Origin of the sequence: Paraclostridium sp. MRS3W1 (genome assembly GCF_032465715.1) — a bacterium.
Lineage (GTDB): Bacteria > Bacillota > Clostridia > Peptostreptococcales > Peptostreptococcaceae > Paraclostridium > Paraclostridium dentum.
Window position 1 is genome coordinate 18,419 of record NZ_JAWDJM010000007.1, and the last position, 22,237, is coordinate 40,655.

Annotated in this window: 20 protein-coding genes and 1 other annotated feature; of the genes, 2 read left to right on the top strand and 18 right to left on the bottom strand. The window is 28.5% G+C overall.

The genetic code is table 11. The features are described 5' to 3' along the window. Window positions 1-13: 13 nt before the first annotated feature. The 4 genes from RWY47_RS00935 to infC all read right to left on the bottom strand — a co-directional run bounded on the left by RWY47_RS00935 (window position 14) and on the right by infC (window position 2,852). On the bottom strand, window positions 14-1,390 hold the full coding sequence (locus tag RWY47_RS00935; protein ID WP_021428477.1) for a TrkH family potassium uptake protein: 1,377 nt from the start codon (window positions 1,388-1,390) through the stop codon (window positions 14-16). A 312-nt stretch (window positions 1,391-1,702) separates the two neighbouring features. Further along, entirely contained in the window at window positions 1,703-2,059 is a 357-nt protein-coding gene (gene rplT, locus RWY47_RS00930; protein WP_021428465.1) for a 50S ribosomal protein L20, read from the bottom strand. Between the two features lie 58 nt (window positions 2,060-2,117). Then, window positions 2,118-2,315: a 50S ribosomal protein L35 gene (gene rpmI, locus RWY47_RS00925; RefSeq protein WP_021428430.1), complete on the bottom strand. Its 198-nt coding sequence runs from the start codon at window positions 2,313-2,315 to the stop codon at window positions 2,118-2,120. Between the two features lie 27 nt (window positions 2,316-2,342). Further along, window positions 2,343-2,852 carry a translation initiation factor IF-3 gene (gene infC / locus RWY47_RS00920; RefSeq protein ID WP_077066026.1) on the bottom strand — a complete coding sequence of 170 codons (510 nt, stop codon included), beginning with the start codon at window positions 2,850-2,852 and terminating at the stop codon, window positions 2,343-2,345. 354 nt (window positions 2,853-3,206) lie between these two features. On the opposite strand from infC, the gene RWY47_RS00915 reads away from it, so the two are divergent. Next, entirely contained in the window at window positions 3,207-4,607 is a 1,401-nt protein-coding gene (locus tag RWY47_RS00915; RefSeq protein ID WP_021428474.1) for an ATP-dependent metallopeptidase FtsH/Yme1/Tma family protein, read from the top strand. A 39-nt stretch (window positions 4,608-4,646) separates the two neighbouring features. On the opposite strand, the gene thrS is transcribed toward RWY47_RS00915, so the two are convergent. From thrS to queG, 13 genes are all read right to left on the bottom strand, one after another. After that, window positions 4,647-6,566, bottom strand: coding sequence for a threonine--tRNA ligase (thrS, locus tag RWY47_RS00910; RefSeq protein ID WP_224170640.1), 1,920 nt, complete (start codon window positions 6,564-6,566; stop codon window positions 4,647-4,649). A gap of 54 nt (window positions 6,567-6,620) precedes the next feature. After that, window positions 6,621-6,851 (bottom strand) — a binding site (T-box leader). Between the two features lie 90 nt (window positions 6,852-6,941). Continuing rightward, the gene (locus RWY47_RS00905) at window positions 6,942-7,544 is read right to left on the bottom strand and encodes a DUF445 domain-containing protein (RefSeq protein ID WP_224170639.1); all 603 of its coding nucleotides are present in this window, start codon (window positions 7,542-7,544) and stop codon (window positions 6,942-6,944) included. Between the two features lie 81 nt (window positions 7,545-7,625). Next, window positions 7,626-8,426: a putative sporulation protein YtxC gene (locus tag RWY47_RS00900; RefSeq protein WP_021431710.1), complete on the bottom strand. Its 801-nt coding sequence runs from the start codon at window positions 8,424-8,426 to the stop codon at window positions 7,626-7,628. Window positions 8,427-8,431: 5 nt separating this feature from the next. Beyond that, window positions 8,432-9,196, bottom strand: a complete 765-nt coding sequence (locus RWY47_RS00895) for a DUF6873 family GME fold protein (protein ID WP_224170638.1) — start codon at window positions 9,194-9,196, stop codon at window positions 8,432-8,434. Between the two features lie 144 nt (window positions 9,197-9,340). Beyond that, window positions 9,341-10,276 (bottom strand): ABC transporter permease, encoded by a 936-nt coding sequence (locus tag RWY47_RS00890; protein WP_035116942.1) that lies wholly within the window; start codon window positions 10,274-10,276, stop codon window positions 9,341-9,343. Continuing rightward, complete coding sequence (locus RWY47_RS00885; RefSeq protein ID WP_021428498.1) at window positions 10,276-11,370, bottom strand: ABC transporter permease; 1,095 nt, start codon at window positions 11,368-11,370, stop codon at window positions 10,276-10,278. Before RWY47_RS00885 ends, RWY47_RS00890 begins: the two co-directional genes overlap by 1 nt. Next, window positions 11,363-12,931: an ABC transporter ATP-binding protein gene (locus RWY47_RS00880; RefSeq protein ID WP_224170637.1), complete on the bottom strand. Its 1,569-nt coding sequence runs from the start codon at window positions 12,929-12,931 to the stop codon at window positions 11,363-11,365. The genes RWY47_RS00885 and RWY47_RS00880 overlap by 8 nt, the downstream gene beginning before the upstream one ends. A gap of 460 nt (window positions 12,932-13,391) precedes the next feature. Next, window positions 13,392-14,420: a BMP family lipoprotein gene (locus RWY47_RS00875; RefSeq protein ID WP_021431705.1), complete on the bottom strand. Its 1,029-nt coding sequence runs from the start codon at window positions 14,418-14,420 to the stop codon at window positions 13,392-13,394. A 215-nt stretch (window positions 14,421-14,635) separates the two neighbouring features. Further along, window positions 14,636-15,106 carry a tRNA (uridine(34)/cytosine(34)/5-carboxymethylaminomethyluridine(34)-2'-O)-methyltransferase TrmL gene (trmL, locus tag RWY47_RS00870; RefSeq protein ID WP_021431704.1) on the bottom strand — a complete coding sequence of 157 codons (471 nt, stop codon included), beginning with the start codon at window positions 15,104-15,106 and terminating at the stop codon, window positions 14,636-14,638. A gap of 105 nt (window positions 15,107-15,211) precedes the next feature. Then, window positions 15,212-16,579 carry a VanW family protein gene (locus RWY47_RS00865; protein WP_224170636.1) on the bottom strand — a complete coding sequence of 456 codons (1,368 nt, stop codon included), beginning with the start codon at window positions 16,577-16,579 and terminating at the stop codon, window positions 15,212-15,214. A 3-nt stretch (window positions 16,580-16,582) separates the two neighbouring features. Further along, on the bottom strand, window positions 16,583-17,236 hold the full coding sequence (nth, locus tag RWY47_RS00860) for an endonuclease III (protein WP_024619970.1): 654 nt from the start codon (window positions 17,234-17,236) through the stop codon (window positions 16,583-16,585). A 223-nt stretch (window positions 17,237-17,459) separates the two neighbouring features. Beyond that, window positions 17,460-19,673, bottom strand: a complete 2,214-nt coding sequence (locus RWY47_RS00855) for a Lon protease family protein (protein WP_024619969.1) — start codon at window positions 19,671-19,673, stop codon at window positions 17,460-17,462. Between the two features lie 99 nt (window positions 19,674-19,772). Beyond that, on the bottom strand, window positions 19,773-20,666 hold the full coding sequence (gene queG, locus RWY47_RS00850) for a tRNA epoxyqueuosine(34) reductase QueG (RefSeq protein ID WP_150841910.1): 894 nt from the start codon (window positions 20,664-20,666) through the stop codon (window positions 19,773-19,775). A gap of 65 nt (window positions 20,667-20,731) precedes the next feature. Between queG and RWY47_RS00845 the strand changes: the two genes are divergently transcribed. After that, window positions 20,732-21,136: a RusA family crossover junction endodeoxyribonuclease gene (locus RWY47_RS00845; protein WP_021431699.1), complete on the top strand. Its 405-nt coding sequence runs from the start codon at window positions 20,732-20,734 to the stop codon at window positions 21,134-21,136. Window positions 21,137-21,163: 27 nt separating this feature from the next. Here the strand turns inward: RWY47_RS00845 and RWY47_RS00840 are convergent, their stop codons facing one another. Next, a complete protein-coding gene (locus tag RWY47_RS00840; RefSeq protein ID WP_021428514.1) occupies window positions 21,164-22,159 on the bottom strand; it encodes an aldo/keto reductase in 996 nt (331 codons plus the stop codon). Window positions 22,160-22,237 lie beyond the last annotated feature (78 nt).

The window sequence follows — 22,237 nt, forward strand, 5'->3', positions numbered from 1 at the left end:
CTCTCCTAACTTTCTATCCTACTATAATTTTACCTTCAGGGAATCTTATAACTTGTTTTTTAACAGAATTTTTAGCAACCAATGCTATAAATATAGTTAAGAATCCTACTCTTCCCATAAACATATACATCATTATTACTATTTTACCAAATACGTTTAAATTAGGACTTCCTCCTATACTTGAACCTACTGTTGCAAATGCTGATGCAACCTCAAATGCTGATTCTATTAAATCAAAAGATTCTTGTGTTAAGTTTATAATTAAAATCCCTACAAATACAACTAATATTCCTATAAAGAATATTGCTATAGACTTTCTTACTGCATTAATCCCGACTCTTCTTTCAAATACTTCTATATCTTCTCTTTCAAATATAAAGCTTCTTACAGCAAGTACTATAGTTGCAATAGTTGTAGTTTTTATACCTCCACCTGTAGAACAAGGTGATGCTCCTATAAACATTAAAATAATCATTATAAATAAACTGCCCTGATGCATAGATGCTAAGTCTATAGTATTAAATCCAGCAGTTCTCGGTGTAATTGATTGGAATAATGATCCTAATAGTTTACCTTTTAATGAAAGATCTCCTAGTGTTTTAGGATTTGAATATTCTATAAATAATATAAATACCATACCAGTAATTATTAATGTTGCCGTTGTTATTAATACTACTTTTGAATGTATATTTAATTTAGATGGTTTTTTATTTTTTACTACATCTAAAATTACCGGGAATCCTATACCTCCAAGCACTATAAGCGCTGAGATAGTAAGACTTACCGTTATATTATTTACATATTTTGTAATTGAAGTAAATGGTCCGCTTATATTCCCCATAAGGTCAAATCCAGCATTACAGAATGCTGAAATAGCATGGAAAATACTAAACCATATCCCTTTAACTAAACCAAATTCAGGTATAAATACTGTTGATAATATTAACGCTCCAAATCCTTCTATAACAAAAGTCATCAATAATACATATCTAGTTAGTTTAACTAATCCAGATAGGTCAATTTGATTTAATGCCTCTTGTATAAGAAGTCTTTCTTTCAGATTTATCCTTTTTTTAGTTATTAATGCAAATAAAGTTGTTATTGTCATAAATCCTAAACCACCGACTTGAATTAATGCAATTATTACAATTTGTCCAAATAAGTTCCAATGTGTAGCTGTATCTACTACTACTAAACCTGTTACACAGACCGCAGACGTAGACGTAAATAAAGCATCTACAAATGGAGTAGATTCTCCCGTGTTTGTAGCAATAGGAAGTGTAAGTAGTATCGCTCCTATTAATATAACAGTAGCAAAACCAATTACCATTATTTGAGGTGGATTTAATTTATTAATCGGCTTTTTAATCTTTAAAATAAACTCTTTCACCTACTTTATCTCCTCCTGTATATATTATAATTAAATCTTCATTTTGTATAACTATATTATTGTGCTTATAACAATAATAAAATACATTATATACTTAGTTTTTAAATATATCTATACTTAAATGGAAATTTGTAATTTTAAAAATATTTATTATATCTTTACATAAATTTAACATATGTAACTTTTCTCATTTGATAAAAATTTCACTTTATTTTATATGCAAGTTAAATTGATTTTCCAGCAATTTTTTGTTTAATCTAATGTTTAAATGCATAAAAAAAACTCTGAGTCAAAACCCAGAGTTTTATATAATTAAGCTAATTTTGATTTAGCAACTTCTACTAATTTAGCGAATCCTTGAGGATCGTTTATAGCCATTTCAGATAACATTTTTCTGTTAACTTCAACACCTGCTAATTTTAATCCGTTCATAAATCTTGAATAAGACATTCCGTTAGCTCTAGTAGCTGCATTTATTCTTTGTATCCAAAGTTTTCTGAAATCTCTCTTCTTTAATTTTCTACCAACATAAGCGTGCTTTAATGCTTTCATTACAAACTCGTTAGCTGGTCTGTATAATTTACTTCTTGATCCTCTGTAACCTTTTGCAAGTTTTAATACTTTCTTATGCTTCTTACGAGCGTTCATAGCTTTTTTAACTCTTGCCATCGTCGTAACCTCCTTCGTTTCTCTGTTCTAAATAATTTTTATCTATTTGTATTCGATCTTATAAGTATGGTAATAATTGTGCTATTCTTCTAGCATCACCTTCACTAACTACTCCAGACTTTCTTAATTGCATTTTAGTCTTAGCATCTTTCTTAGTTAGTATATGTCTTCTGAAAGCTTTACCTCTCTTTAATTTTCCACTAGCAGTCTTTTTGAATCTCTTAGCTGCTCCTCTATGAGTTTTCATTTTAGGCATATTAATATCCTCCTCTCAAATGTATATCTATTTTTTTGGATCTATCATTACAACCATGTTATTACCCTCAAATGCAGGGGCTTTTGTTGGTTCTCCAAACTCTTTTACTAGGTCTATAAACTTAAGCATTACTTGTTTTCCTAAATCCTTATGCCCTAGTTCTCTACCTCTAAATCTAAGTTCAACCTTAACTTTGTCTCCTTTTTTAAGGAATTTAATAGCATTATTTGCTTTTGTATTTATGTCGTTTTCTTCTATACCTGGTCTTAATCTAACTTCTTTTACAGTTACGACCTTTTGCTTCTTCTTAGATTCTTTTTCTTTTCTAGATTGTTCATATTTATATTTACCATAATCCATTAACTTGCATACTGGTGGGTTCGCATTAGGTGATATTTTTACTAAATCTAAATTCTTCTCGTTTGCCATTAATTGTGCATCTCTAGAAGTCATTATTCCAAGTTGCTCACCAGTTTCTGAAAGAACTCTTATTTCCTTATCTCTTATCTCATCATTGATTGCTAATTCCTTACTAATAGTAGGACACCTCCAATTTTATATTAAAAAAGGCGAATGATATCATCATCCGCCATATAAGTTACTACAATTAATAAAACGCTTAAATCTTAACTTATATTTACCTTACTAACTTTATTGTTGTAAGGTGAGAAGCGGACTTCTTCTTGTTTTTTATTACTCTATATACTATACCATCAGTTTAAATAAGTGTCAATTATTTTTTTAATTTTATAATTAATTATTAGATTTATGGACATACTTTTAATGAATTAAATATTTTTAATTTGAAAAATATAAAAATTTAATAATATTAATTTGAAAATCGGCAAATATATGTAATAACAACAATTTTTATAACTGAGGTGTTTGACTATGAAAATGTTAAATAATTTTTTTAAGAAAATCAACAACCCTGCGCCTGCGTTTAATCAGACAAAAATGGAAAAAGAAACTTCTAATGACAACTCTGATTCAACTAAGCCTAAAACAACATTTAATGATGTTGCTGGATTAGAAGAGGTTAAAGAAGAACTATTTGAAATAGTTGATTTTATGAAAAACCCAACAAAGTATCAAAAAATGGGTGCTAAAATTCCTAAAGGTGTTTTATTCTATGGACCTCCTGGTACAGGTAAAACATTGCTTGCATCAGCTATGGCTGGTGAAACGAACGCATCATTTTTCAATGTAACAGGATCTGAATTCGTTGAAAAATATGTTGGTGTAGGGGCAAAAAGAGTTAGAACATTGTTTGAAAAGGCTAGAAAAGAAGCCCCTAGTATAATATTTATAGATGAAATTGACGCAATAGGAGCCAAAAGACATCTAGAAAGTAATAATGAAAAGGATCAAACATTAAACCAACTTCTTGTTGAGATGGATGGATTTAATAAAGATTCTAACATACTTATAGTAGGTTCAACTAATAGACTAGACTTATTAGATGATGCATTACTTAGACCAGGTAGATTTGACAGACATGTCCATATAGGAGAACCTAATTATCACACTAGATTAGAAATACTAAAAGTTCATACTAAAAACAAACCAATTGATAACTCCGTAGACTTAAACTTATTAGCTAAAAAAACTCACGGGTTCAATGGTGCTCACTTAGCAAATATAGCAAATGAAGCTGCTATATTTGCAGTAAGAGAAAGCAGCGAAAATATCAATAGTATTCATTTTGACAAAGCTATTGAAAGAGTTATCGCTGGACTTGAATCAAAAAATTCAAAACTTATTGAAAAAGAAAAACGTATAGTGTCTTACCACGAAGCTGGTCATGCTTTAGTTAGTAATACATTAGGTATAAACCCTATACAAAAAATATCTATAATACCTCGAGGTCAAGCACTAGGATATGTACTTCAACTTCCAGATGAAGATAGATATATTTATACTAAAGATGAACTTTTAGGAAAAATTAAAATCTTACTTGCAGGTAAAGCTGCTGAAGAAATAATATTTGGTCATAAATCTACAGGAGCTAAGGATGACTTAAAAAAAGTAACTGATATAGCAACTCAAATGGTTTGTGACTATGGTATGAGTAATCTTGGAGCTATGACTATAGATCAAAATCAAAAAAGCTTTTTATCAAAACAAATCCAAGAAGAAACTACTAGTATAATAGACTCTTGTTATGAAGAAACTCTTAATCTTCTAAACTCAAGTTTAAATGACCTTCATTTAGTTTCTCAACATCTATTTGACAAAGAAACTATGACTCACGAAGAGTTAAAAAATATAATAAGAAAAGAATGTGTATAAAAAAAAGTTAGCCTTAAAGGCTAACTTTTTTATTGTTTATTATGCTTGAATTACATTAGTTCTTTCTTCTACTTCTTTTAATACATTTGCAATAAATGCATCTATATCCATTGCACCCATTTCTCCATTATCTCTTGATCTTACAGAAACTTTCTTTTCATTAACTTCTTTTTCTCCAACCACTAACATGTAAGGAACTTTTTGAAGTTGAGCCTCTCTTATTTTATATCCGATTTTTTCAGCTCTATCATCAAGTTCTACTCTTATACCTTTATCAAATAATGCATTTTTAACTTCTTCTGCATATTCTTTAAATCTATCAGATACTAGTAATATTTTAGCTTGAACCGGAGATATCCAAGTTGGGAATTTACCAGCATAATGTTCTATTAATATACCTATAAATCTTTCTATACTTCCTAATGCAACTCTATGGATCATAACAGGTCTATGTTTTTCCCCATCTTCGCCTACATAACTAATATCAAATCTTTGTGGTAATTGCATATCTAATTGTATAGTTCCACATTGCCAAGTTCTTCCTAAGCAATCTTTTAAGTGGAAGTCTATCTTAGGACCATAGAATGCTCCATCTCCTTCATTTATTACATAAGGTAGATTTAATTCTTCTAAAGCTTCTCTTAATCCGTTTTCAGCTGCTTCCCACTCTTCATCTGTTCCCATTGAATCTTCTGGTCTAGTTGATAACTCTAAGTGATATTCAAATCCAAATGCAGAATACACCTTATCTATTAATGAAACAACACCTTTTATTTCATCTTTTATTTGCTCTGGTAGCATGAATATATGTGCATCATCTTGAGTAAATGCTCTAACTCTCTTAAGACCATTTAAAGCTCCAGATAATTCATGTCTATGAACTCTTCCTAACTCAGCCACTCTCATAGGGAAATCTTTGTATGAATGTTGCTTAAAGTTATAGTATAACATACCACCTGGGCAGTTCATTGGTTTTATAGCAAATTGCATATCATCTATATCTACAGTGTACATGTTTTCTTTATAGTGATACCAGTGTCCTGAAGTTTCCCATAATTTTTGGTTTAATATTATAGGAGTTTCTATCTCTACATATCCGTCTTTTCTGTGTAGCTCTCTCCAGAATTTTAATAATTCATTTTTAAGTTCCATACCTTTTGGTAAGAATAATGGAAATCCTGGCCCTTCTTCTGGTATGAAGAATAATTCTAATTCTCTACCTAATTTTCTATGGTCTCTTTTCTTAGCTTCTTCTACTAAGTGTAAGTATGCTTCTAAATCTTTATTCTTTTCAAAAGATGTTCCATATATTCTTTGTAACATCTTATTTTTTTCATCTCCACGCCAGTAAGCCCCTGTTACGTTTTGAAGTCTTATAGCTTTAACCTTTTTAGTAGAAGATAAATGTGGCCCTCTACATAAATCTGTAAAATCTCCTTGTTTATAGAAAGATATAATTTCTCCTTCAGGTAGTTCTGATATAAGTTCTACCTTATAGTTTTCCCCTTGTTCTTCCATTAACTTTATAGCATCTTCTCTACTTAATTCAAATCTCTCTATAGCTAAATCTTCTTTAGCTATTTTTTTCATTTCAGCTTCTATCTTTTCTAAATCCTCTGGAGTTAATCTGTACTCTAAATCTATATCATAGTAGAATCCATTTTCAATACTTGGCCCTATAGCTAATTTAGCTTCAGGGTATAGTCTTTTTATAGCTTGTGCTAGCATGTGAGCAGATGTATGTCTGAACACATCTTTTCCTTCTTCATCATCAAATTTAAATAAATTTAATTCGCAATCTTCATTAACTTCGAAATCTAACCCAACAACCTCTTCATTAACAGATGCAGCTACTATACTTCTAGCTAATCCTTCACTTATCGATTTAGCAATATCCATAACTGTAGTACCTTTAGAGTACTCCTTTACAGATCCGTCTTTTAAAGTAACTTTTATCATGACCTTACCTCCTTAATTTTTTTGTATAAAATAAAAAAACTCGGCCCATGAAAATCATGGGACGAGTAACATTCGCGGTTCCACCCAAGTTGGCATGTTATAAACATTGCCCTCTTGATGACTATAAGGTTGTCAACCGAGTACTTTTACTTATAAGCGCTTATAAGCTACTAAACTCTGCTCCAAGGTAGTTTTCAAATAGTCATTTTTAGATATACTTTCAGCCTATGATATATCCTCTCTGAAAATTGTTTCTATTTTACTCTTCCTTTTCATAGCAACTATATTAATATTAATACAAATTATATCAAATCAAGCGATATATATCAACTCTAAATATTATATAAATTTAAATATTTTTTTGTTACATAAAATTTATATAAAAATTGTTATTATACCTTGTATTATTCCTATAACAAAACCTAGTATTAATCCCAATAATTCTATATGCTTTAACTCATTGCTTGCTATACTAAGTATTATATCTTCTAATTCAAGTAAATCTAAGCTATCAACTTTTTCCTCTACTATTTGTTGTATATTTACTCTTTCATGCGCTTTTGATACAACTTCACTTCCTAGTTCATCAATAGAAGCACTAACTTCTTTTTCTATTATATCCTCTATATAGTTTTTTATAACAGATTTTATATAACTAGGTATAAGAGTCGCTTTTTCCTCTACTATAGAATTAACTTTAGACTTTATATATTCAGTAGCTTTTACTTTATCTTCTTCTGTTATTAAATTTTCTAATATATCATCTAAAGATACAAACTCATCTTGGATAACTTCTCCTATTTTTATAGCTATTTCTTTTCTTCGCTTCGGGATAAGACCTATTATTTCAAAATTTGCAAGAGGTATTTTTATAGGATTTATAGGCCTAAATATAAGCTTTATAGCTAATTTATTAGTTACATATCCGATAATACCTCCAATAATTGCCATTATCAAAATTATATATATATTGTTCATCTCAAATCTCCTTATTATTTTAATTAGAAACAATATATATTTTATACTTTAATGATTTTTTTTCAATACATTTTTTAAATTTTAAGATTTATTTTTTTCTTCTACCTTTTCTTCAAATATCGCTTTTATAGTATCTATAATTTCTCTAGATGAGTTAGTTTGTAAAGAATCGTATATAATTATATGATTTGGGCACAAAGAAAGCAATGTACTAATTAAGAAATCTTCATAATTTAAATTTTCTTTTATAAACATATTTATTAACTCTTCATCATTTTCATTTTCTATTATGTTGTCATTTTTATCATATAATATGAACGAGTTATCTTTCCTTATGTATACTTTCAATGTGTCAATTTTAGTTTCTTGTACATTTATAAAATATCTTAATACACTAATGAATTCATCATAGTCTTTCTCTATTAAATATTCTTCTAGTGCATCTTCACAAATGTTAGCTATATATCCCATTAGTTCTTTCATTCTAAACTTTACAAAACCATCCACATCTATATGGTCATTATTTAATATGTAATTATTCATTCTACAAAATATTATTTCTCTTAATAATAAGTCTTTACTTTTAAATACTTCTAATGATTTTAAATATATTTTTTCTATTTCCTGATTATACTTATCTCCATATGATTTCTGTATATATTCCTTCAATATAACCTCTTTTATTACTTGCATCAAAATATCAGTTATCTCTCTTGATATTTCTAGAACTGTTTCATCCGTTCTATCCTTCGTGCTTATTTTTATTTCTATAACATCATCATTGTAATTTATAATATTGCTAAACTTAGTTTGTTTTACAAATTGATTTACAGCTAATTCATATTTAGGCAATAAGCTCAGATAAATCTCTTTGTTGTCCATAGTCATCACTCCTTTCTAGTCATCAAAGGAATTATAGAACCTAAATCTAATAATTGTTCTTTGCTTAAACTTACTATTTCCTTATTTTTTGATTTTATAAATTTTTTTATAAGTTCATAATCTGGATGTTTTTTTACATCTCCTAAAAAAGCTATTTCATTTTTACTTATAAACCCTGTACATCCACCTATAAATCCATAATCTAATTGAAATAAATTTATATTTCCAGGTCTTATAAGAAGGCAATCTATACCATATTGTTTTACAGATTTATATATCCCTTTATCAGAAGTTATAATTGAATTTTCATCAACTATACAAATCGAACATTTAGAATATCCCTGTTTTACATTTACCTTTATAAGATTTTTTTTGTTTATGTAGTCTAAAATTTTTTCATCTGTATAATCAAAATTATGTATTGCAAATCTTCCCATCATAGTTACATTATATTGAATATTGTTAGGATATTTTTTTTCTATATAGCGACTTCCTTTAATTACATTAAATCCTAATGGAATTAATATCTCTGAATAAAACTCATATACATTTGGCGCTACAACTATATTTCCTTCACCTAAGTTGCATACACATATATCTGGATGATATTTTATAGCATCATAACATTCTTTACATTCTATAGTTTTTATTATTTGTATTTTTCTTCTTTTTAATTCTAGTTCTATATCGCAAGTAATTCTTTTATCTACCAACGCTAGACATAAATCACCATCAATTACAAAAGATTGTCTACTATGTACTGCTTTCATTTCACCGTTCCTTCTATATCGATTTTACTTTTATAATGCAACTAATATTTTATATACTTATTTTCATTTTTAATAGACTAATAATAATTTTTTTATATTTATTTTAGACATAAAAAAAGATGATAGCAATGCTATCATCTTTTTTTATCTTTCACCTTTTTTATATGGGTTTCCTAATGCTGCCGGAGCTTTAGAAGATTTTATAAATAACACTAACACCACTAATGTTATTACATATGGTATCATAGATAATAAATTCTCATTTATTCTAAATGGAAGTTCTGGGTTCCCAAAGAATACAGATAGAGCAGTTGAGAAACCAAATAGTAAACAAGCTGCCATAGCTCCTTGCGGCTTCCACTTACCGAATATAACAGCCGCCATAGCTATATATCCTTGTCCAGAGATCAATGTTGGTCTAAACGAAGAAACAATAGCTAAGCTCATAGATGCTCCTCCCAAACCAGCTAATATACCAGATGAAATTACCGCAATATATCTAACGCGATTTACATTAATACCTAAAGTATCTGCTGCTCCTGGATGTTCTCCAACAGATCTTATTCTAAGTCCTAACTTTGTTTTATATAAAACATACCACACTACAGCTACAAGTATAAATGCTATAAATACTGTTGCATAAGTGTTAAAAACTGTATTTAATATACTACCTTCTGCAAATAAACCATTTAAAGGTCTTGGTATTTTATCTTCCATAGCTATAGTTGGAGTCATCGTTGCTCCATCAAATAATATTTTCGAAGAAAATAATGCTACTCCAGGTGCCAGTAAATTTATAGCAACACCTGATATAGTATGATCTGCATTAAAACTTACAGTTGCAATAGCATGTATTAATGCAAATAAACCACCTGCTAATCCACCTATTAAAAATGCTATCCATGGATTACCTACTAAATAACCTGCTGCTGCCCCTGCGAAAGCACCTATAGTCATCATACCCTCTAATCCTATATTAACTATACCTGAATTCTCTGATAATACTCCACCTAATGCTGTAAATATAAGGGGCGTAGAGTACATTAAAGTCGTACTTAAAATTAAAGCTAAATCTTCCATTATTCAAGTCCCCCTTGTTTCTTTTTATTCTTATATTTGATAAATAACATTCTTATTACACTACTTAGTGCTATAAAGTAAACAATAGACCCTATAACAATGTTTATTACTTCTGATGGAGCTTGTATAGTTTGCATTTTTGTTCCACCATACTTAAGAGCTCCAAATAATAATCCTGAGAAAATTACACCTATAGGATTACTGTTAGCAATAAGTGCAACAGCTATCCCATCAAATCCATTTCCTTCTGGTGCTGCAAGTACTGTTATATTTTGTGCTACACCCATAACTTGAACTGCTCCCGCTAATGCTGCAAGCATACCTGCTATAGCCATAGATTTAAATATAGATGAATTTATATTTATTCCTCCATATTCAGCTCCAAATTTATTGTATCCAACACCTCTAAGTTCGTATCCTAAAGTTGTTTTAGATAATATAAAAGCTATTATTAAAACTAATATAATTGCTATTATTATACCCCAGTTAGCCTTTGTGGCTGGTCCTACTAGTCCCGTTAACCAATCTATACTTATGCTTGCACTCTCATTTATCATATGAGATGCTTCACTATTACCTTCTCTTAACCATGGTTGCATTATCATATAATTATTCAGATAAAACGCAATCCAGTTTAACATTATGGTAGATATAACTTCATTAACTCCAAATTTTGATTTTAAAAAACCTGCAAATCCTCCCCAACAGGCTCCCGCTAGTGCAGCTACAGCTAAAGTAAGAGGTATATGTATTATTGCTGGTAAATGAACTGTATATCCTACTATAGTTGCTGCTAAAGCACCTATAATAAACTGACCTTCTGCACCTATATTGAATAATCCTGTTTTAAACGCAAAAGCTATTGATAAACCTGTTAAAATTAACGGAGTAGCCTTTATAATAGTCCATGCTATATACTTAGGTTTACCGATTATTCCTTCAATCATTACTGAATAAGCTTCTATTGGATTAAATCCCGCTATAGTTAAAGCTATTGCCCCTACTAATAATCCTAAAAATATAGATATAATAGAAAATACTATCGTATTATTAGCAAAAGAAATTTTCTTTTTTGCCTTAACATCATTACTCATTATCTACACCTCCTGCCATCATAAATCCTAAAGTATTTTCATCTGCATTCTTAGCATCCACAATGCCAACTATTTTTCCTTCATAAATTACAGCTATTCTATCTGATAGATTCATAACTTCATCAAGTTCTAAAGATACTAATAAAACTGCATTACCTGCATCTCTTTGTTCAACTATCGCCTTATGAACAAATTCAATTGCTCCAACATCTAACCCTCTAGTAGGTTGCGTTGCTATTAATACCTGAGGTTGTCCTGTCGCATCTCTATCTACTCTTATGTTGTCAACCTCTCTACCAATTATGACCTTTTGTTGATTTCCTCCAGATAAAGATCTAGCCTTTAATGTAAAATCAGTTGGTCTAACATCAAATTCTTCTATTATTTCGTTTGCATGTTTTTCAATTTCTTTATTATTTAAAACTCCATTTTTAGAGAATCTTTTTTCTTTATATCTTTGTAAAACTGTATTTTCAGCAACTGTAAAATCTAGTATAAGCCCTCTTTTATGTCTATCCTCTGGTATATTTTTTATACCTTTTTTGAATATATTAATTGGCTTTTCATTTATAAGTTCAGAACCATTAACCTTTACACTTCCTGAATCTGCTTTTTTCAACCCAGTTAATATTTCAACAAGTTCAGATTGACCATTTCCATCTACACCTGCTATTCCTAAAATTTCTCCAGCTCTTACCTCTAAAGATAAATCATTTAATACTTGTACTTTTCTATTGTCTTTAGCACTTATATTTTTAACTTCAAGTATTATATCTCCTACTTTAGAATCTTCTTTATCAACTTTAAAGCTTACTTCTCTACCTACCATCATAGCTGCCAATTCATCTTCTGTTGTATCTGCTACCTTTACCGTTCCTATATCTTTACCTCTTCTTATGATAGTACAGTAATCTGCTGCTGCCTTTATTTCTTTTAATTTATGAGTTATTATTATTACTGATTTTCCTTGCTTAGTTAAGTTCTTTATAATATTCATAAGCTCATTTATTTCTTGTGGCGTTAAAACTGCAGTAGGTTCATCTAATATTAGTATGTCTGCCCCTCTGTATAAAGCTTTCAGTATTTCAACTCTTTGTTGCATCCCAACACTTATATCTTCTACTTTTGAATTAGGATCTACATGTAATCCATATTTTTTTGAAAGATCACTAACATCTTCTATCGCTTTTTTCATGTCTATTGCTCCGATACCTTTTGTAGGTTCTGTACCTAGTATTATATTCTGAGCAACTGTAAATGGCTGTACTAACATGAAATGTTGGTGAACCATACCTATCCCATGAGATATCGCTACATTAGGGTTTTCCATTCTAACGTTTTCCCCTTTTATAAATATCTCCCCTGAAGTCGGATGGTATAGCCCATAAAGAATATTCATTAATGTTGACTTTCCTGCTCCATTTTCACCTAATAAAGCATGTACCTCACCTTTATGTACAGTCAAATTTATATTATCGTTAGCTGTGAAATTTCCAAACTTTTTAGTTATACTTTTCATTTCTACAACTTTTAGACTGTGGTCTACATTGCTATTAATCATAGTTTATAATAACCCTCCTTATTTACTTATCGCCAATTTTATTATACTAAAAAATAAGTATTATAACAATTTAATTTCAACAAATAGTAGGTAATATTTTATTTATTGTACATACTTTTTGTTATTTTTTGTCATTTTTATAATTTAATTTTATATTTATTATAATTTAAATTTAAATTGTAAGTTATAATACATTAGATTCCTTACAAATAACCATATTATTTATTTTTTATGTTATTCTAAATATTTATGTTATTTTTTGATAAATCCTCTTTATTTATAAAAATTTTTTTAATATTTTCTTAATTTTTTAATTCGTATTCATATATATATAATTCATTTTAAATCTAATTTACATTTATTTACCTCAAACAATTTATCTAAATTTTTATCATAGTTAATTTGGGCGAAAAAAAAGACTAGCATAGCTAGTCTTTTTTATTAAATTAATTTAATTTAATTATTTTACATCTTTCATTGTAGATGGAACTTTTATTTCTCCACTCTTAATTTTATCACCTTGTTTATTAACAAATTCTAATACATCTGGAGATACATCTTCTTTTGTAGTATCTGCTACTCCAACTCCATCTTCATTTAATCCATAAACAGTTACTTTTCCACCATTAAACTTACCATCAACTAGGTTTTTAACAGTATCATAAACCCCAACATCAACTCTCTTTATAGCTGAAGTTATAACAGTTTCTGGAGCAACACTATTTTGGTCTCTATCAACACCTATAGCTTTTTTACCAGCTTCTTTAGCTGCTTCTATAACTCCATTACCAGTATCACCTGATGCATGGAATATTATATCTACACCATTAGATATCATTTGATTAGTTATAGATTTACCTTTTGCTGGATCAGCAAAACTGTTTGCATATTGAGATATTACTTCAGCATCTGGTTTTGCAGCTTTAACTCCTGCTGTAAATCCAGCTTGGAAAGTTTCAATTACTGGGCCTTCCATTCCTCCAACAAATCCTACTTTATTAGTTTCTGTAAGTTTACCTGCTACTAATCCTACTAAGTATGATGATTCTTCTGCTTTAAACATTATACTTTCTACATTTTTAGGTGGTTTTCCACCGAAATCAGCATCTATTAATGCAAATTTTTGATCTGGATAAGATTTTGAAGCATCACCTATAGCCTTTTCCATCTTAAATCCAACACCAATTACTAAGTTTGCTCCATCATCTATTGCTGTTTCTATATTGTTAGCGTAATCTGATTCTTGCTTAGACTCTATGTACTTAACATCTACTCCTAAGTCTTTCTTAGCTTTTTCTAAACCTTCCCATGCACTTTGGTTAAAAGATTGGTCATTTACTCCACCAACGTCAGTTATCATAGTTACTTTTACTTTGTCATCCCCACCTGAATTGCTGTCTTTTGAATCTTTAGAAGGACTGCATCCTACTAACATCGATCCTGCTAATACAGTAACAAGACCTATAGACAATAACTTTTTAAGTTTCATAATTACCTCCTATGAACATCTTTCTTATAATTTCTTACCATAAATTTTACACTATATGCAAAATATTTTCTACATTTAATTTTAATTTTATTCACTTTTTTTAATATTTAGTGTATACAATTTAAAAAAATAAGAAGATAGGAAATCTTTTTCATAATCATAATAAGATTTCTCACCTTCTTTTTGAACCTATTTTTTATCATATAGTATACACTTTATCTCAGATTAGGATATCCTATTTGTCTTAACGCTTCAAATAATACTATAGCTACAGAATTTGATAAATTTAAAGATCTAGCTTTTTCTATATCAACCATAGGTATTCTTATTGCAGTTTCTAAATTATCCATTATTAAACTTTCAGGTAATCCTTTAGTTTCTTTTCCAAACACTATAAATGAATTTTCTTCATATTTTACATCTGAGTGTGTTTGTTTAGCTTTAGTTGTTGAGTAAAAGAATTTAGCATCTGGATTTTGTTCTCTTACTTCATCAAAACTATCATAATATTTTATTTCAACTAAATCCCAATAATCTAAACCTGCTCTTTTTAGATATTTGTCATCCATACAAAAACCTAAGGGTCTAACTAAGTGAAGAGTTGTACCAGTTGCAGCACAACTTCTTATTATATTTCCTGTATTTTGTGGTATTTCAGGTTCTACCAATACGATATTTAAAGACATACGTAATCCTCCTTAACATTTTATAAGTCTAATTATATCAAAAGTTTTCATTTCTAAAAACTTATAAAATAATAAAATAATATAAATCTCCTTACATTAGGAGATTTATATTATTTCAGAGTTCAAGTTTTTTGTTGTATCTACCTTTTTCTTTGTTCCCTTTATTAAAACTTTATTTTTAGGAGGGTAGTAGCTTTCATTAATTAATTCTTCATTTATAGAAGATCCATCTTCATTCTTATAAACTCTGTATGTTTTTACTTTGTATCCATTTCTGCCTTTGCTTTCTATTCTAGTTTCTCCTTCATATAAAGCTTTGCTTTCTTTTTCTATAGTTTTAGGCTTTATAATTCCTGCTATATCAGTTCTTATATCTACTATCTTTTTATCATTTTCGTTCCCATATATAGTAGTTATTATTTTATTATCTCTTACCTCATTTTTTATTAGAATAGGACTTTTATAATTATTTTTAAATATTAAATCAATATTTCCATAAGATACAGTAGCATCTCTTCCTTTTTCTATATATCCACTAGGTATACTATGATTTCTAGCTTGTACGATTTCAAGTCCTGAGTATAGTGCAGCATTATATACAGTACTAGATACCTGACATATTCCTCCACCCATTCCTAATTGCATTTCTCCATTTACTATTATAGGCGCGCTCTTAAATCCTTGTTCTGTGCTTCTTTTACCTATAATATTATTAAATGAAAACTCTTCATTATAGTCTATTAATACATTATTTATTTTATTTATAGCTAATTTTATGTTACTAACTCTATTTTGATTTTTCGAGTTAAATTTTGTTTCATATTGACCTAATAATGTATTTATATTTACTAACTTTTCATAAGTATATTTTGGATTTATCGTTTCTGTGTATATATTAATATTTCCAAATTTTTTATTTTTTATATTTTTATCAATTTCACTAAGTAGAGCTTCTTTCTTTAAATTAACTCCATATACCTCTTTACTAATATTAAAATTGTTATTTTCTACTGTTATAGTCGCATCAACTGGTGCAATATCTATTTCTTTGGACAAATTATTGATATATTCATTTAATTTTGCTTTATCATATTCAGTATCAACATTTAATTTTATACTTTTACCTATACTTAAATTAAATTTTGTTTTTGTATTATTAAAAAAGTCACTACCTCTACCTATGTTAATAGCTGTATTTACAGCATCCTCTACTTTAAATTTAAAGTTAATTTCGTTTAAAGATAGATTATATTTCTTATCTCCATAAAATAATTCTATAGAATCTTTCTTATATAAAGATTTATTTAGTTTTTTTATCGCATCACTTTCTGTCAGTCCCGAGACATCAATATTTTCAATATATATATTTTTATAGATTTTACTTTCTTTGCTCATACAATAAGATTTATACGTCAATCCAAAACAATATAACATAACTAATGTTACTAAGAAAAATATTTTCTGTCTCTTCAATTTTTAGTCATTCCCTTCTTTATAATAGTCACAGTATTCAACTAATGGGCATATATTACATTCTGGTTTTCTTGCTTTACAAATTCTCCTTCCATGAAAAATTATTAAATGATGTGCTTTTGACCATCTTTTTTTCGGTAAAACTTTCATAAGTTCAAATTCTGTTTTTTCAGGAGTATCAGTTTTTACTAACCCAATTCTATTAGATACTCTAAATACATGAGTATCTACAGCAATTGCATCGACTCCAAAAGCATTACTTAGTACTACATTTGCAGTTTTTCTTCCCACTCCAGGAAGTTTTGTCAATTCTTCCATATTATCAGGAACTTGACCCCCATAATTAGAACAAAGCAACACTGATGTTTCTTTTATTTTTTGAGCTTTACTTTTATATAGCCCACAACTTTTTATTTCCTCACTAATTTCAAATGTGTTAAGTTTAGCAAATTCTTCAGCTGTATTATACTTCTTAAACAATTCAGATGTAACTTTATTAACCCTAACATCAGTGCATTGAGCAGATAATATAGTTGCAATTAGAAGTTCAAATGGAGTTGTGTAATTTAATTCACACTCTGCATTTGGATATGTTTCTTCTAATATATCTAATATTTTTTTTATATTTTCTCTATTTTTCTTTTTTGCTTTTGCCATTTTTAATTCCCCCTTGTTGTAATTTTACATATATAATATATAACAATTTTAAACATAATTTAAACATATATAAAATTATACTTATTAAGTTTTATATCTATTTACTTATATTATTTATCAAAACAAAATAATATATATACTATAATTATATTTATTATCTTGTAATATTTTGTTATTTGCCCAAAATAAAGGAACTGCAGTAAAAATGCAGTTCCTTTATTTTTTATTTATCTAATTCACTATATTTTTTTAATTTTTCAATAGCTAAGCTTTTAACTTCTTCAAAAGTTTTATCTGTCAATATTTCTATAGCCTCTTCAATTCTATCTATAGGATATATATGAAATCTACCTTCATTTATAGCATTTCTTACTTCTTCAACAAGAACTAGATTTCTAAGGTTATTCCTTGGTAATATTACACCTTCACTTCCTGTTAAACCTTTTTTCTTGCATGCATAATAAAATCCTTCTACTTTTTCAGTAACTCCACCTACAACTTGTATATCTCCTTTTTGATTTATGGATCCCGTTGCCCCAATATTTTGTTTTATAGGAACTCCACTTAATGATGATAACATGGCATAAAGCTCTGCTCCAGATGCACTGTCTCCATCTACGCCACCATAGTTTTGTTCAAAACATATATTTGCATTAAGTGATAAAGGAAATTCTTGTGCTAAATTTTCTAGTAAAAATCCATTTAATATAAGAACGCCCTTACTGTGTATAGGTCCGCTCATTTCAACTTCTCTTTCTATATTTACAATTCCAGAGCTTCCAGGTGCAGTAGTAACTGTTATTCTACAAGGTCTTCCAAATGAGTACTCACCCATATTTAAAACTGATAATCCATTTATAACCCCAACTTTAGATCCAGTTGTTGATATTAATGTAAACCCATTTTCTATAGATTCATCCATTTTCTTTTCTATTTTACTAAATCTTTCTCTTCTCTCTTTAATTGCTTTTAATACATCTTCTTTATCTACATATTTAGATCCTCTTATTTTTGAATAAGCATCTCCTTCTACTAAAATCTCTACAATTTTATTAAATTTAGTTGATAATTTTTCTCTATCACCTGTTATCCTAGTACTATACCTAACAACTTGCTCTACACCTTCATAAGTAAAATGATTTAAATTGTTACTATTACAATACGAAGCTATGAAATTTGCCAATCTAGTTTCATTGTAATCATTTTTTTTCATTTCATTGTCAAAGTCTACAAATATTTTAAAATATTTATTAAACTCAGGATCATAGTTGTATAGTAAATTATACATATAGTTATTTCCTATAAGTACTACTTTTATATTAACAGGTATATTCTCTGGCTTTATAGCTGTTTGTGTATCTAAAGTTATTTCACCTTGTTGTATTGTTTTTTTAAGTATATCCCAAGATAAATTGTATCTCAGAAGTTGATCCACATACAGTACTAAGTAACCTCCATTAGCTTTATGCACTGCACCTGGTAACAGCTTAGTGAAATCTGTTTTTACAGTACCATTATAGTACTCGTATTCCGCCTTCCCAAATAAGTTTGCTGGACTCGGGTTTATTTCCACAATTACGGGTGCCCCACATCTATCTAATCCATTATCTACTAACAAGTTCACTTTATATCTTGTAAAGTGTTCTTTATCGTACTTTTCTTTCAAATCTTCTTCATCCATATAGAATAAGTACACATATTCTAAAATATCATTTTTAGTATCATCTAAATACTTTCTTACTTTCTCAAAGTCTCCATATTTTTCAAGTAAACTATCTATATGTGGATCTACTATATATTTTCCTACTTCATATTCTAAATCTAAAAGAGCTTCTTTTGCATCTTCTTCTATATCTTTAATTTTATATGCAATTTGTATAGCTGCATTTTCTAATTCCTTTTTAACTTTATAAAATTCTTCAGAAGTTGTATCTACATCTTCATCTTGTGGCGTGAAAATCATGCCTACCTTACTATTTTTTAATTTAAATCCTTTTTCTTCTCCATACTTCTTAATTTTTTGGAGTAAGTTTTCTTTTTCAATTTCAAAATCATCTAATAATTCATTTTTACTTATTTCAAATTCTTCACTTTCGAATGCATCCTTAAGTTCATCCAATAAACTTTCTATTAACTTTTCCATATCTTTCTTAAATAATTTACCCATACCTTTATCTAGTGCAATAGCTATAGGCTCTCTGCTATTTTCAAAGTTATATACATAGCACCAGTCTTTATGGTCATTTTTATCTTCTGCATGCATTTTTAAAGCACTAAGTACATAAGTAGTTTTCCCTGTCCCACTATCCCCAGCTACAAAGATGTTATATGCAGGATTATCTATTTTAAGTCCAAGCTCCATAGCTTTTGTTGCATTTTCTTGCCCTATTATCTCATTTAAGCCCTCTAGTTGAGAGGTATTAGCATATCTAGCCATATCCATCCCCCTTTAAAATTCCTTTTTATATAATATGTTTCTAGCTACTAAATGTTAAGTAAAAAAATAAAAAACTTCTAACTGTACAAGTTAAAAGTTTTATCTTTCTAGTATTTCAATATTTCTTTGTATTATCTTTTTACCTCTCCAACTAAAAGCTTTTTCTTTATATCTTCTTCTAAATTCTTTGTTTGATATATTATTTATTTCTTCTTCTTTTAAATTATATATCAATTCTTCTTTAAATTCTTTAATATTTGTTTTTGAGATACTTATGTTGTGTGGGCATACATCTTGGCATATATCACATCCAAATATTTTTTTATTATTTTTCAATGCAATTTTTTCATCTTCACTTAAATCTTCTTTTTTCTGAGTTATATATGATAAACATTTTTTAGGATTCATTTCAAAATCACCTAATATAGCTTTTCCAGGACAAGATGTTATACATTTTCCACATTTAGCACACGATTTTTCGCTTTTTTTATCTGGTTCAAAATAATAGTTATTTATTATATACCCTATAAATACAAAAGATCCATATTCATCAGTTATTATATTATTATTTATTCCATAATACCCTATTCCACTTATACTTGCTAAATATCTATCTATTAGTGGTCCATTATCTGTAAATATCATATATTGAAATTCTTCAGTTTTACTATCTATATAATCTGCAATTTGTTGTAATTTTTCTTTTACAACTATATGATAATCCTTTCCATAACAATACTTTGATAAATTAGAATCTACTACGTCTTCAACAAAATATGGAAAAGCACATACTATTATACTCTCTGCATTTTCCATGCTAGCTCTCGGATTAATTCTTTTCTCAACAGATGGTTCTTCCATTCCTGTTATAAAATCTTTTTTTGTTCTATCTTTTATAATATTTTCCAAGTCGTGATAAGGTCCAACTCCTGCTATTCCTACACAATTAATTCCTATACTTTCACAAAATTCTTTTAATTTATTCTTATTCATAAATTTCCCTTTCATTAATTTCTATTTACATTTATAATAACTAAGGTATAAAGGATGTGGTATATATGATAAAGTTGACAATTCCAGGTAGACCAATAAGTAAATCCAATTTTAAACTTCACAATATTCACGGTCAATCTTGGATGCCCTCTAAAGGCAAACACTCTAAGTACTTAGCATATGAAAATATGATTGCTGGATATATAAATACACAATACGATGGCCCTTGTATAGAAGAGGACCTTATAACTGTATTGAAACTATATTTTCCAAATAAAAAAATGGGCGATTTACATAACTATCCTAAAAGTATATGTGATGGAATAGAAAAAAGCGGTATTATAAAAAATGATAAACAGTTAAAGCCAGTTCTTTTGTTTGATTTTATAGATAAGGAAAACCCAAGAGTAGAAATAGAGTTATATCCTTTGTCTGAGTACAAAGTTGATTATACTATTACTAAGAAATAGCAAATCCCCCTTTATAGGGGGATTTTTTTACCCTAAAATATTGGATACATCTTTTAGCATTTCTCTTATAGGTAATTCATATGGACACTTACTTTCGCACTTCCCACATTCTATACAATTAGAAGCATTTACATCTAAACTTTTATATCTATCTTTTGACCACTCTTTTAAGTTGTATCTACTATAATATCCTTCAAGTAAAAAATTCATAGGTATATTTATCCCTACAGGGCAAGGCATACAGTATTCGCAACGTCTACAAAATCTATTCCCTAATTTTTCTATAATATCTTTTATCTCTAAATTTTCTTCATCAGTTATATTAAGATTATTTAAGACTGATGTATTTTCAATAACCTGATCTACACTATCCATACCTGGGATAACTACATCTATATAGTCTTTAGATAATATATATTTTATAGCTAATTTTGCATTGTCAATAGCTCCTCCAGCAAGAGGCTTCATTACTATTATCCCTATACCATTTTTATTAGCTTCTTTAAATATTTCATCAGCTTGATCTTCTACTATATTATACGGAAACTGAATTGTATCAAACTTACCACTATTTACTGCTTTTTTTATTGTATCTATACTGTGACTCGTTATTCCTATATGCTTTATTTTTCCTTCTTCTTTACATTTTAAAAGAGCTTCATAAGCCATATCATCATCAAATATTCCATCATATTCATCTGGCTTTAAATTGTGAAGCTGATATAAATCTATATATTCAGTTTTAAAATTATTTAAACTTATATTTACATCTCTTATCATATCATCATAACTTCTAGACATACTTTTAGTAGCTAATATAAATTTATCCCTTTTACCTTCAATTGCATTCCCTATGTACTCTTCACTTACAGTATATCCTCTGGCTGAATCTATAAAGTTTATTCCTTGATTTATAAGCTCATTTATAACTAAATTTGTATCTTCTTGAGTTATTCTTTGTATTGGAATCCCTCCAAACCCAACTCTATTTAATTCAATATTAGTGCTTCCTAATTTTCTCATAAATCATCCCCCAATTTTATTTCATTTTTTGATTTTCCTAAACAATTAATTTCCGTTTTTATAAATTAAGACGATACT